The sequence below is a fragment of the Mobilitalea sibirica genome (assembly GCF_015999265.1).
In the GTDB taxonomy this organism is placed as follows: Bacteria; Bacillota; Clostridia; order Lachnospirales; family Lachnospiraceae; genus Mobilitalea; species Mobilitalea sibirica.
In genome coordinates this window covers 179,065-192,748 of sequence record NZ_JAEAGR010000003.1, presented here as the reverse complement: position 1 = coordinate 192,748, position 13,684 = coordinate 179,065, and the positions used below count along the sequence as shown (strand labels likewise).

Sequence of the window (13,684 nt, the reverse complement as noted above, 5' to 3'; positions counted from 1 at the left end):
AAGTAGACATACATCGTAATATATTATATCTTGATGAACGCGTAGCACCTTTCACACTTTAAACAATCAATACACTTTTGATTATTACGGTTAGAGAACTCCACTTTATTGACACATCTGCAACTTTAATTCTCCGGATAACATAAGTTACTGGTAATAGAAATATATTTATAGAAAGAATTTTGAGGTTTCATTTATGATTGTAAAAAGGAAAAACATTAATAATAACGGGCAATCCTTAAGAGGCAATCTGTTTAAAGGGACCCTTATTTTGACTTTGGCAGGCTTTGTTACCCGGATTATCGGTTTCTTCTATAGAATATTTTTATCCAATACCATGGGCGCAGAAAAATTGGGAATCTATCAATTAGTTTTTCCCGTTTATGGTATTTGTTTTACAATATATGCAACAGGTATCCAGACTTCAATATCCAGACTTGTTGCAGCTGAAATAGGGAAAAGAAATCATAAAAATGTATACAAAATCCTTCGTATCGGTCTGTTACTATCTGTTGTCCTAGCCCTAATGCTTGCGATATTCGTCTATCTCTATTCCGACTACATCGCCAGACGTTTTTTATTAGAGCCTCGTAGTGCAAGTTCCCTTCGAATTCTTGCTACCGTATTCCCCTTTTGTGGAGTAACCTCCTGTATTAATGGTTATTACTACGGTCTAAAAAAAGCCGGAGTACCGGCATCTACACAATTACTGGAACAAATCCTTCGCGTCATTATCGTATATACAATTGCTTTTTATACAGGAAAAGGTAATATTGCGGTAACCTGTGAATTGGCCGTACTGGGTATTGTGATCGGTGAGATTGCATCTAGCTTATATAACTTTTTCTCCCTGTTTGTGACCAAATCCCCAAAAGAACTGATTTTATTTGGTCCGGACCCTAATGCAATATCTACCCGAAAGAGAGTAATTATTAAGGATATCCTTTCATTAAGCATCCCTCTTTCTGCAAACCGGTTTCTAATCAACATACTTCATAGCATAGAGGCCGTATTGATACCTACGATGTTACGAAGGTTCGGCCTCAGCACTTCCGATGCCTTAAGTATATTCGGTGTACTCATCGGTATGTCCGTCCCCTTCATTTTGTTTCCGACTGCCCTGATTAATGCCCTGGCAGTGTTACTTCTACCAACGGTATCGGAGGCCCAGGCCGTAAAAAATGATAAATTAATCGGGAAAACAACAGCTGTATCTATCAAATATAGTTTAATTATCGGCATTATTAGTACCGGCATTTTTATCATATTTGGAAAAGATTTGGGTAATGCAATTTTCCATAATGAAGCAGCAGGTACCTACCTTGTGATATTGGCATGGCTATGTCCTTTTATATATCTGACCACAACACTTGGAAGTATCATTAATGGATTGGGTAAGGCTCATATCACATTTATTAATTCGGTTGTTGGGACTTTGTTTAAAATACTTCTTATTGTTATATTAATACCCCGACAGGGGATTAACGGATATCTCATCGCTTTGCTTGTTGGACAATTAATCATTACTGTTATGGATTCCTTTGCCGTAATAAAAAATATCCGATTTTATTTCGACTCAGTAAATAGCCTCTTGAAACCGGGTATTATCGTAGCTCTATGTGGTTTTTTGTTAAAAGAAACCTATGAATATGTCATAAAAATATCTCAGATCGATGAGGCTGTTTTAATTCTCTCCTTCTGTATCCTATTCTGCATCGCCTGCGTTGGTTTATTCATTATAACGAAGGCGGTAACAAAAAAGGATTTCAAGTAAAGCGATGATAGGAGCTGTCGCATAGTATAATTAGTCATAGAGAAAGCGGGTGATTGATGTTCCCTTAATGCACTATTTGGAGGACATGTTTTTTTGATTTGTTTGACTGTTACGAACATGTATGTACGTAACACAGGCAAACAAATCAAAGAACATGTCCTCCAACGAGTGTGTGTGGGAACTCAATCATCCGCTTTCTCTTTATAGACTATATATGCGACAGCCCGTTCGCCGTTGTTTATATAATTGATGTATAGATCATATAGTTGTTTTTTCCTTGTTCTTTTACCTTATAAAGGGCCTTGTCCGCACAATCCAGTAATTGCTCATAATGTAAGCCATCCTCGGGATAAGATGCTATTCCGATACTTCCAGATATAGGTATCTCGTTACCGCCATCTATATAAGTAGTATCCAACGCTTCAATTAATGCATCTGCTTTTTTTAATATATCATCAATATCAGTTACATTCCCGGCAAATACTACAAACTCATCTCCACCGACTCGTCCGATAATTTCACCTTCGTTAAATACACTTTTAATTCTACCTATAACATAAACAAGGACTTTATCGCCATGTAAATGACCATACGTATCATTAACCTTTTTAAAATCATCAAAATCAATCAGCATAAGTATATGCCTTCCATTTTTATTTCCGCTAATAAATTTATCAATCTTCTTAATTGTTACTTCTTTATTATATACTCCGGTCAAGGGATCCCTAGTCGCCTTGTATTCTAACGCTTCCAGTTCTCTTTTATGAACATCAACATTCACTATCTTGCCAATCACCCGAATCGGATTTTTATCATCGTCATATATGGTTTTGCCCATAGACTGACACCAGATATATTCACCCATTTTATTCTTTCTTCTAAATTCAGCCTCGACCATAGCTTTGCCTTCAGCCAATTCAGCACAGAATTCCAGATAGATACCCCAGTCATTCGGATGGATATAGTCTCGTCTTAGTTCACAACTTGCATTAAAGTCCGGAATGAAAGTATTTTCTCCAAATAAATCTTTATATTTACCGGTATAAATAATCTCATCTTTTTTTATGTCATACTCGAACAATACGTCATTGGACAGTTCTGTAGCAACGCGGTATCGTTCTCCTTCCAGCATAAGCATCTCCTGCATCTGCTTCTGCTCCGATATATCCACAAAAACAGCTGAAATCGTGTGTCGCCCATCTCGCCCCTGTACAATATTTCCATTGATTAACGTAACTAGGCTTTTCCCTTCCTTAGTTATCATACGAATTTCCAGGCTGATCGAATCACCTACAGATTGCAGCCAGTTATCAGAACATATGCTTCTATCCCTTGGATCAATGAAGTCTAAAAGACTAAGTTTATTCTCACTTTTGGCTTCCTTTCTGCTATAACCTAGCAAGTCATAAAAACCTCTGCTTGCATATAATATTTTGCAGTTATCCTCCAGAACAAAATGTACTAGTCCTGCTCTTATGCTATTTGTAATTTTTTTTAATTCCAGAGCAGCTTTCGTAACTCTCTTTTCACTTTCCAGTTTATAAAGTATTATAATGATCATAACTATGATACATATAATTACAATAGAAATAACAAGTGCTAAAAAGAATGTCGGATTGCTCTGTAATTCATGAAGCAGTTTCATATTTCCTCCCCCAAAAACTGAAAACAACAATGCATCCTAGTATTCTATTGTCTATACCTATGCTGTACCTTGATGTTCCTTCATAAGAGACCAGCAGTTATCTGTTATCGTATATTATGTATTTTTGCATTTTCCCCTATTATATATCCAACAAACCATTATTTCTTATTGCAACCAAATTAATCTGTACACGTAAAAAGGCAGGGCTCCTTTCTATAATTCATAAGGAGTTACCTGATACACATAATAATTCAGCCAATTAGTGTACATGGCATTGGCATGGGCTCTCCACACCAGATTGGGCCGATGTTCCGGCTGATCAAAGGGATAATAATTCCGAGGTAATTCAATCGCCAAACCCTTATTGATATCCCTCTTATATTCCTTATCTAAGGATACCCGATCATACTCAGGGTGTCCCATCACAAAAATCTGTTTTCCCTCCCCGGCAATTACAATAAATACACCGGCTTCCTCCGATTCTGCCAAAACAGTAAGCTCTTTACATTTATCAATCTCTTCCTTTGATACCGTTGTATATCTGGAATGAGGTGCATAAAACATATCATCAAACCCTCTGACAAAAGGAACTTTTCTTTGTAAAACTCTATGTTCAAATATTCCGAACATCTTTTTATTAAGGGCCTGTTTATGAACTCCATAATGATAATATAATCCTGCCTGCGCTCCCCAACAGATATGCAATGTCGATGTAACATTGGATTTTGACCATTCCATAATGTCAACCAATTCGTTCCAATAGTTTACCTCTTCGAATTCCATCTGTTCAACCGGAGCCCCAGTAATAATAAGACCATCAAACTTACGTTTTTTCACATCTTCAAAGGTTAGATAAAATTGGTCTAAATGGCTGGTAGGCGTGTGTTTCCCCACATACGTTCCCGTAGTAAGAAAGGTTACATCAACTTGTAACGGAGTATTGGATAAACTGCGAAGAAGTTGCACTTCGGTATCTTCCTTAATTGGCATCAGATTTAAAATAGCAATCTGTAATGGACGAATATCCTGATGCATAGCCCTGGTATCATCCATTATAAATATATTCTCATCCTCTAATATTCTCTTAGCAGGTAATTCACTGTGAACCTTAATCGGCATATTACTCACCATCTTCGTCGTTTTTTGATAGCAAATCTTATCATAACATGTTTATCCGAATAAATCAACTAATATTCCAGAAAAACATCCAAATTATTCCTTTTTTTATTTAGAATATACCTCTTTGACACTAATTACCAGATATAAATTTAAGTGCTTCTTCTTCTGATAAAATTTGAACACCTAATTCTGTCGCTTTTGTCAACTTACTACCTGCATTTTCACCGGCGATTAAATAATTGGTTTTTTTCGATACACTGCCGGATACTTTACCGCCACGAATTTTTATGAACTCTTCCATCTCTTTTCTTCCCATAGAAGGCAAGGTTCCGGTAATAACAAAGGTAAAGCCGGATAAGTTTTGTTCTTCATTTGGAGTAGCCTGAAGGGAGTTCAAATTAACACCCGCCGCTTCCAACCTGTTAATAATATCAAGATTGTCTTGATTAGAGAAGAATTCAACGATGGAGCTGGCGGTTATATCACCCACATCATCAATCGCAACCAGATCCATAAAGGAAGCATTCTTTAAGTCCTCCAGAGACTTAAAATGTTTCTTAAGCTCAGAACCAGCCTGTCTTCCGATATTGCGAATTCCCAGTCCTGTAATGAGACGGTCAATATCGTTGTTTTTGCTATCTTCAATTGCTTTTAAAAGCTTATCCGTATTCTTTTCTTTCCCAATTAATCCTTTTTCTATCAACTCATCCCTATATTGATAGAGATAATAGATATCTGCGATATCCTTAATATAACCTTCCTTGATGAGGGTCTCGACATAAGCTTCACCAAAACCTTTGATATCCATAGCATTTCTTCCAACAAAGTTTAAGATATGCTGTACTAATTGAGCCGGACAGTTTAAATTAATACATCTGGTGTCTGCCGTATTCTCATCCTTAACAGTCGGCGCGCCACAGGAAGGGCAGATGGAGGGCAGATGATAGGGTTTCGTTCCCTCCGGTCTTTTCTCTTTTACTACGGATAATACTTCCGGTATAATCTCTCCGGCTTTTCTTACAAGAATGGTATCACCAATTCTTACATCTAATTCATTAATTCTGTCCTGATTGTGAAGTGTGGCCTTCAAAACATTCGTTCCACAAAGTCTAATCGGATCAAAAATAGCAGTTGGCGTAATCCTACCGGTTCGTCCAACGGTAAGTCTTATCTCTCTCACTACGGATTCTTTTTCTTCCGGCGGATATTTATAAGCGATTGCCCATCTAGGTACCTTAGACGTAGCACCATAATATTCTCTATCTGCTAAATTATCCACTTTAACAACGGCACCGTCAATGTCATAAGCCAGGCTTCCTCTCATTTCACCAATTTCATTAATTGCCTCCCATACTTCATCTGCTGTATGGCATAGCTTATAATCCTCACTGGTCTTAATCCCCTGTGCTTTTAGCCACTCCAAACTTTCTGAATGTTTATTAAATGAGACACCCTCCGAATCCTGAACATTGAATACAAATAAAGAAAGTTTCCGCTCCTTTACAATTCCCGGATCCAATTGACGTAATGTTCCGGCCGCACAATTACGGGGGTTGGCAAATAATTTTTTTCCTGCAGCCTCCAATCTTTCATTTACAGCTTCAAAATCATCATTTCTCATATAAACCTCACCCCTGACTTCAAGATAAGGAATGGGGGTTTTCAGTTTTAATTTAACATCTTTAATAACTTTTATATTCTCAGTAACATCTTCGCCATAATTAATACCGTCACCTCTGGTAACACCCTGCTCTAAGACACCATCCCTATATCTTAGAGAAACGGATAGGCCATCAATTTTTTTCTCTACCACAAATACGGTATCCTTACGATCCTTTAGGATTTTTTCAACAAAACCATAAACCTCTTCTTTATCAAATACATCCTGCAAACTTAACATGGGTACATTATGCTTAACCAGAATTCCGGCTTCCCGTTTCGCATATCCACCAACCTTTTGAGTAGGAGAATCCGCCATTTTATACTCGGGATTTTCTTCTTCGAGCCTTCGAAGTCTTAAGGACAATTGATCATATTCATAATCGGAAATCTCAGGATCGTCCTGATTATAATATCGATCATTATGATACTCCAACTGTTGTCTCAAACTCTCGATCTCCTGTTTTATATCCATAGCGATACCCACACCTTTCCTATATCAATGCTAAATCTATATTATTTTATCTCACGTAAATAATAATTAACTTTTTGACTGTATGACTAACTTCTCGTTTTTCTTGCTTTTATTAAGCGATTTAAGTCCCTAATTTCCTTCTCCGTTACATTACGCCAGGCCCCGGTTTTTAATCTACCTAAATGAATGTTCATAATGCGAATTCTTCTTAGGGTTACAACCCGGTAACTAAAATGTTCGCACATGCGCCGAATTTGTCGATTGAGTCCCTGTGTAAGTATAATTCGAAAGGTTCTTTTATCAATCTGATGAATTTCGCAAGGATTGGTTACTGTTTCAAGTATCGGAACTCCTTGGGACATTTTCTTTAGAAAATCCTGTGTGATATCTTTGTTCACCGAAACGATATATTCTTTTTCATGTTTATTCTCTGCACGTAAAATACTATTTACAATATTACCGTCATTGGTAAGTAAAATTAACCCCTCTGAATCCTTATCCAGTCTTCCGATTGGATAAATTCGCATGCCATAATTAATATAATCTATAATATTATCCGGCTCACCCGGATCAGTCGTACATACTATTCCTACAGGTTTATTGAACGCTATCAGCACCAGTTTTTCTTCTTTTTTAACCGGTTTTCCCATAAAAGTAACCACATTATCCCCAGTTACCTTAGATCCCATCTGTGCTGTAATTCCATCAATTTTAACTTTTCCTTCCATAACATACCGATCCGCTTCTCGTCTGGAGCAAACTCCGGCTTCACTAAGGAACTTATTAATCCTGATTTCATCTTTTTCCTCCGCCATGGCGGTTAATTTTTTTGATCTCTTTGCCATATGCTTCCTACTTTCCGTCCATAATCTACCTATGTTCGAGTGTAATTATACTTTATTTCTAATTGTTCGTCCACTTGTTTTTAACCGCCGGAGTTTCTATAATTACCTATACTGTTTTATATATGACTATATACTAAAACTGCTGAACCGACAAACAGGGCCGAAGCAGCAGCTTTATTTTTAATAATATTATGAAAAATATGCCCCTGTAAATCACGGGTAAGCATTTAGCTTCTTTCTATGCTTACTTACATTACTTCCACTTAATTTCGCACAAAAAGAACTCCATATACTATTTCCTAAATTATAGTATAAGGAGTTCTATACATTTTATTCTTCTTGTTCTATCTCAGAATTTTGCTGATCATCTTTATTAGCCATATCATCAATTGCCTTCCAGAAATTAAACAAATCTTCATCCTTTGACTTCGCTGCTTCAAACTTATCATCTGTCATCTGGATTATATTTTTGACATCCTCATCTTCATTTCTGGCATTATAGTAGGCTTCCAACTCAGTATCCATATCATCCGAGAAGATTTTTAAATTCCCTTCATCATCTGTAACTAGGTAGAATTTAGCAAGTCCCGGAGCAGGCGTATTCACACCTGTTATCTTAATCTCATGATATACATAAACGATATAGGTGCCTTCTTCAAAACCCTTCTTCGTATAACACTTAATATTACGATAATCATCAATATATTCCGTCTTTTTAATCAATTGATCTTGAGAGCCAACTTTTGACGGGTCACTTAACATACTTCTTAACTTACCTACATCAGGTAAGTTTTTAGCAGCATAATAATCGCTAAATAGCTCTGCTATCTCAGGATATGCCTCCTCCTCAATCTCATAAACAGGAAGAGGGGTAGGCGTCGGTGTAGGAGTCGGGGTAGGCGTTGGTGTAGCGGATGGTATTACTTCTTCCTCTGTCTCAGCCGCCGCACTCATCAGGGATACCTCATCGTCGGTCTGGTCTTCCAATAACCCGGCCTCCTGGCTACTGGCAGTTTTCAAACTTTCTTCCGCTTTAGGCCTGTCCTGACTTATGGAAAGAGTTAACAAACCAATACCCATAGTACTCATTGTTGTTAACAATATAATCTTTTTATATTTCAGTTTCATAATATTCTCCTCAAAATATAATGCATACAATAAAATGTCACTCTTATAATATCAAAAGCGAAAGGAAAAATCAACTGTATTTTTTAATTTTTATGTAACATGATTTAACACTTTTGTAACATATGTGTCAAAATATTACCCTCTCATACTAAAATACGTTCTTTACTTTATAATTTGTTTAGTATATAATATCATAGTCCGAGAAAAATAATTCTATGGTTTTCATCCTATAGAATTTGGAATTGCATTGTTATTTTATTGCACCTGTAGCTCAGTTGGATAGAGCGTTCGCCTCCGGAGCGAGAGGCCGCTGGTTCGAATCCAGTCAGGTGCATTTCATCAAAAAACCATAGAAAAGGTAAATTTAATATCTCTGTTATATAACCACAGGTTCCCTGTGGTTTTTTTATCTGGTTATTTATTATCTTTACCCATGATACTTAGCGTTTCAATCAATTAGAATTAACATATCCTTACAGTAACAAAATAAAATTTACATCATATAGATATAACAGGTGAAGCGTATGAATTCTTGTGAACTTGTATCTACGATAACAGCACTTGCATGTGCTATAGCAAAATGTGTTCCGGAGGAGGAATTACCCATTTTAACAGCTGCATTGGGACAGTTAGCCAGTACATTAGCTACCATTACAGTAAAAAGAGCAGAATTAACAAACGATACCGGTAATAATAATTCAAGTAATTCTTTCGATTTACCTCCTGTTTCACCCTCTGCGGGAGAAGTAGAATTAACATTACCGCCCTTTGAATAATGTTCTGTTAATTTGCTATTCTTATCAATAAGAAATAAATGAAAGCGTTTGAACCAAAAGTTTGCCAAGGAAAACTCTTGCGCTGAGCGTGGTAGATAAAGTCGGAAATTCCTTACGCGCGAGTGCGCATCCTGCCTAGGCTTATCATGTTATAACACGAAAAGGCCCGGTATTATAGTTAATACCGGGCCTTTTTTATTAACACCTAATGATACATCAGGGTTACATATTCAGTATTATATTATTCACTCTCTGTTTCGTACAAAGTAACCAATCTCTCTAAATGAGCATATTTCTCTTTGGCATTCTTTTCAGCAGCGTCGAATAGTCTCTCCGCTCTCTCAGGATTTTGACGGCTAAGAGCACTGTAACGAACTTCGTTCATCAAGAAGTCCTTATAGCTTGCTGTAGGTGCTTTGCTGTCTAAGGAGAAAGGATTCTTACCTTCCAGTTTCAGACGAGGGTCAAAGCGGAAGTTATGCCAGTAACCTGATAATACAGCATTCTTCTCCTCTGTCTGAGCGGTAGACATACCACCCTTAATACCATGACTAATACAAGGAGCATAAGCAATTACGATAGAAGGTCCGTTGTAGCTTTCTGCCTCAACCAGTGCTTTAATGGTCTGGTTGTAATCAGCACCCATAGCAATCTGTGCTACATATACATATCCGTAGCTCATAGCAATCTGTGCTAAATCTTTCTTTCTTACATCCTTACCTGCTGCTGCGAACTGTGCAATCGCACCGGTAGGAGTAGCTTTAGAGGACTGACCACCGGTATTGGAGTAAATCTCGGTATCAAATACTAAGATATTAACATCCTGACCGCTGGCGATTACATGGTCTAAACCACCAAAACCGATATCATAAGCCCATCCGTCACCACCGAAGATCCAGGTTGACTTCTTGGATAAGAAATCCTTATCCTTTAAGATGTCTTTTCCTTCTGCACATTCACAAGCCTCTAATGCTCTAACTAAAGCACTTGCAGCTCCAGAATTTTCACGACCGTTTTCGAAGCTAGAAATATATCTTGCTGCCGCAGCCTTAACGTCTTCCTTATCTGTGGAAGCTGCTAACGCTTCAATCTTAGCTTTTAAACGGTTTCTCATTGTCTGCTGAGCAAGGTACATACCATAACCATACTCTGCGTTATCCTCAAATAAGGAGTTAGCCCAAACCGGTCCTTTACCTGACTTATTGGTAGTGTAAGGAGTGGAAGGCATGGATCCGCCCCAGATAGAGGAACATCCGGTTGCATTGGCGATATACATTCTCTCACCAAATAACTGAGTTACCAGCTTGGCATAAGGTGTCTCACCACAACCTGCACAAGCACCTGAGAACTCGAGTAACGGCTGTTTAAACTGACTTCCTTTTACAGATACATCTTTAAATTTCTCAGCCACTTCAGGTTTTTCATCTAAATCAATACTATAATCAAATACTTCCTGTTCCTCTAATTTGGTCTCAAGCGGCTCCATAATAAGTGCCTTGTTACCCTTCTTTCCAGGACAAACGTTTGCACAGGATCCACATCCGGTACAGTCAAGTACGGATACTGTTATTGCAAATTCCATGTCAGCAACACCGGTCATAGGAAGCTTCTTCATACCTGCAGGAGCTTTAGCAGACTCATCTGCGGTTAATGCTACTGGACGGATAACTGCGTGAGGACATACATAAGAACAGAAGTTACACTGAATACAATTGTCAGGAACCCAATTCGGTACATCTACTGCAATACCACGTTTCTCATATGCAGATGATCCCTGAGGAAGTGTTCCGTCTGCGTTATCAACAAATGCAGAGACAGGAAGCTCATTACCCTGCTGTGCATTCACCGGCATAAGAATGTTATTGATGAAATCAACAACTTCTTTTCTACCCTTGGTAACCTTAGTATGAAGTTCTACGTCCTCAGCGTTTTTCCAGCTTTCAGGAACCTTAACCTCTTTTACATCGGTAATACCGCGGTCAATTGCTGCATGGTTCATAGCTACGATAGCTTCACCCTTCTTGCTATAGGAGGCAGTAGCTGCGTCCTTCATATACTTCACTGCTTCATCCACAGGGATGATGTTAGCTAATTTAAAGAATGCCGCCTGGAGGATTGTATTAATACGTCCGCCAAGACCAATCTCTTTACCGATACTGATACCGTCGATGGTGTAGAACTTAATATTATGTTCAGCCATATAACGCTTCATCTGTCCCGGTAAATGCTTCTCGATTTCTTCCATATCCCATCCACAGTTAAGTAAGAAGGTACCACCATCCTTTAATTCCTGAACCATGTTGTATTTATTAACATAGGAAGGATTATGGCAAGCTACGAAATTAGCTTCAGAAATCAAATAGGTTGAGCGTATCGGTTTCTTACCAAATCTCAAGTGAGACATGGTAACACCACCGGACTTCTTACTGTCATAATCAAAATAAGCCTGAGCATACATATTGGTATGATCACCGATGATTTTAATAGAGTTTTTATTCGCACCAACGGTACCATCCGCACCAAGACCCCAGAACTTACAGCTGATTGTTCCTTCCGGTGTTGTGTTCGGGCTTTCCTTAATATCAAGTGATAAGTTTGTAACATCGTCCTTGATACCGATAGTAAATGTCTTCTTATCAGTATTTTTGTATACTGCAATAATCTGCGCAGGAGTTGTATTCTTGGAACCTAAACCGTAACGTCCGTTGTATACCACAACATTACTGAACTTTGTATCCTTTAATGCAGCCACTACATCAAGATACAGAGGCTCACCAAGGGATCCCGGCTCTTTTGTTCTGTCTAATACAGAAATCTTTTTCACTGTAGCAGGGATTGCCTCAACAAAACGTTTTGTGCTGAAAGGACGATATAAACGTACCTTAATCACACCAACTTTACCACCGTTTGCGTTAAGATAATCAACTGTTTCTTCAATGGTATCATTAACAGATCCCATAGCAACGATTACATGCTCAGCATCAGCTGCACCATAATAATTAAACAGTTTGTAATCAGTACCAATTTTAGCATTTACTTTATTCATATATTCTTCTACGATAGCAGGTACTGCTTCGTAGTATGTATTACATGCTTCTCTTGCCTGGAAGAACACATCAGGGTTCTGAGCAGAACCTCTAAGTACGGGATGCTCCGGGTTTAAAGCGCGGCGACGGAAAGCATCTACTGCATCCATGTCCACCATTTCCTTAAGATCCTCATAATCCCAAGTTTCAATTTTCTGAATTTCGTGAGACGTTCTGAAACCATCAAAGAAATGTAAGAAAGGTACTCTGCCTTTGATAGCTGACATATGAGCAACTGCACCTAAATCCATAACTTCCTGAGGATTGCTACTTGCTAAAAAAGCAAAACCAGTTTGACGGCATGAATAAATATCGGAATGATCACCAAAAATAGATAATGCATGGCTTGCTACCGCACGAGCTGATACATTAATAACGCCCGGAAGTAATTCACCTGCCATTTTAAACATATTGGGAATCATAAGTAATAAACCTTGTGATGCAGTATAAGTGGTTGTTAAAGCACCTGCTGCCAGGGAACCGTGTACTGCTCCTGCCGCACCTGCTTCTGACTGCATCTCAACAACCTTAACCTCTTGACCAAAGATGTTTTTTCTACCTTCAGCAGACCATTTATCGGTCACTTCAGCCATATTCGAGCTAGGTGTAATCGGATAGATTGCTGCAACATCGGTAAACGCATATGAGACGTGAGCCGCGGCAGTATTACCATCCATTGTTTTCATTTTCCTTGCCATTGAAATGTCCTCCTTAAAATTAACCTATGATTAGTGACAAAGTATCACACGAACAAAATGAAAACAATTTTTCGACCTTTATGTACTCTGTTTTTTAAGTATTCATCTTGTTCGTGGGGTACTTTTATCACTATTCTTTTTATTCGATAAGATATATTTTCCTATCAAATATGATAAACTGATGGGAATCAATTTATGTTTTTATTCGTCGATTCATAATTATAACACATTATATAATTTTTTGAAATAAAAAAAATAAATATATTTAGCAAAAACTTGAACAAAATTTCAATGATTTCAAGTATTTTTCTTGTTAATATTTTAACTATATCCTTGACTTATGCAATTAGGGGCTATAGCATAATAAAACTTTAGGAAATATGACTCACCTCACACTCCCTGTGTTATCATTATGCAACAGCCCCTTCAAGGAAATTATTTCAATAGTATATAAATTGATTATAAGATTTATATTTTAA

Annotated in this window: 8 protein-coding genes and 1 tRNA gene; 3 read left to right on the top strand and 6 right to left on the bottom strand. The window is 37.7% G+C overall.

Annotated features, from left to right (window positions below):
• Positions 1-196: 196 nt before the first annotated feature.
• Entirely contained in the window at positions 197-1,774 is a 1,578-nt protein-coding gene (locus I5677_RS04410) for a putative polysaccharide biosynthesis protein (RefSeq protein WP_197660359.1), read from the top strand.
• 238 nt (positions 1,775-2,012) lie between these two features.
• Here I5677_RS04410 and I5677_RS04405 read toward each other — a convergent pair whose 3' ends face one another.
• The 5 genes from I5677_RS04405 to I5677_RS04385 form a co-directional block, all read right to left on the bottom strand.
• Positions 2,013-3,419 (bottom strand): bifunctional diguanylate cyclase/phosphodiesterase, encoded by a 1,407-nt coding sequence (locus tag I5677_RS04405; protein ID WP_197660358.1) that lies wholly within the window; start codon positions 3,417-3,419, stop codon positions 2,013-2,015.
• 213 nt (positions 3,420-3,632) lie between these two features.
• Complete coding sequence (gene metA / locus I5677_RS04400) at positions 3,633-4,538, bottom strand: homoserine O-acetyltransferase MetA (RefSeq protein ID WP_197660357.1); 906 nt, start codon at positions 4,536-4,538, stop codon at positions 3,633-3,635.
• Positions 4,539-4,668: 130 nt separating this feature from the next.
• Positions 4,669-6,672 carry an NAD-dependent DNA ligase LigA gene (gene ligA / locus I5677_RS04395; protein WP_197660356.1) on the bottom strand — a complete coding sequence of 668 codons (2,004 nt, stop codon included), beginning with the start codon at positions 6,670-6,672 and terminating at the stop codon, positions 4,669-4,671.
• A gap of 86 nt (positions 6,673-6,758) precedes the next feature.
• Positions 6,759-7,517, bottom strand: a complete 759-nt coding sequence (locus I5677_RS04390) for a pseudouridine synthase (RefSeq protein WP_197660355.1) — start codon at positions 7,515-7,517, stop codon at positions 6,759-6,761.
• Positions 7,518-7,847: 330 nt separating this feature from the next.
• Positions 7,848-8,645: a hypothetical protein gene (locus I5677_RS04385; protein ID WP_197660354.1), complete on the bottom strand. Its 798-nt coding sequence runs from the start codon at positions 8,643-8,645 to the stop codon at positions 7,848-7,850.
• 260 nt (positions 8,646-8,905) lie between these two features.
• On the opposite strand from I5677_RS04385, the gene I5677_RS04380 reads away from it, so the two are divergent.
• Positions 8,906-8,979, top strand: a tRNA-Arg gene (locus I5677_RS04380).
• Between the two features lie 190 nt (positions 8,980-9,169).
• A complete protein-coding gene (locus I5677_RS04375; protein ID WP_197660353.1) occupies positions 9,170-9,421 on the top strand; it encodes a hypothetical protein in 252 nt (83 codons plus the stop codon).
• A gap of 241 nt (positions 9,422-9,662) precedes the next feature.
• Here the strand turns inward: I5677_RS04375 and nifJ are convergent, their stop codons facing one another.
• Positions 9,663-13,205 carry a pyruvate:ferredoxin (flavodoxin) oxidoreductase gene (nifJ, locus tag I5677_RS04370; RefSeq protein ID WP_197660352.1) on the bottom strand — a complete coding sequence of 1,181 codons (3,543 nt, stop codon included), beginning with the start codon at positions 13,203-13,205 and terminating at the stop codon, positions 9,663-9,665.
• Positions 13,206-13,684: the final 479 nt, after the last annotated feature.

Bases quoted from the DNA above. Each gene is read 5' to 3' on its own strand.
- ligA (WP_197660356.1), bottom strand. From the start codon at position 6,672: ATGGATATAAAACAGGAGATCGAGAGTTTGAGACAACAGTTGGAGTAT.
- I5677_RS04405 (WP_197660358.1), bottom strand. From the start codon at position 3,419: ATGAAACTGCTTCATGAATTACAGAGCAATCCGACATTCTTTTTAGCA.
- I5677_RS04390 (WP_197660355.1), bottom strand. From the start codon at position 7,517: ATGGCAAAGAGATCAAAAAAATTAACCGCCATGGCGGAGGAAAAAGAT.
- I5677_RS04375 (WP_197660353.1), top strand. From the start codon at position 9,170: ATGAATTCTTGTGAACTTGTATCTACGATAACAGCACTTGCATGTGCT.
- nifJ (WP_197660352.1), bottom strand. From the start codon at position 13,205: ATGGCAAGGAAAATGAAAACAATGGATGGTAATACTGCCGCGGCTCAC.
- metA (WP_197660357.1), bottom strand. From the start codon at position 4,538: ATGCCGATTAAGGTTCACAGTGAATTACCTGCTAAGAGAATATTAGAG.
- I5677_RS04410 (WP_197660359.1), top strand. From the start codon at position 197: ATGATTGTAAAAAGGAAAAACATTAATAATAACGGGCAATCCTTAAGA.
- I5677_RS04385 (WP_197660354.1), bottom strand. From the start codon at position 8,645: ATGAAACTGAAATATAAAAAGATTATATTGTTAACAACAATGAGTACT.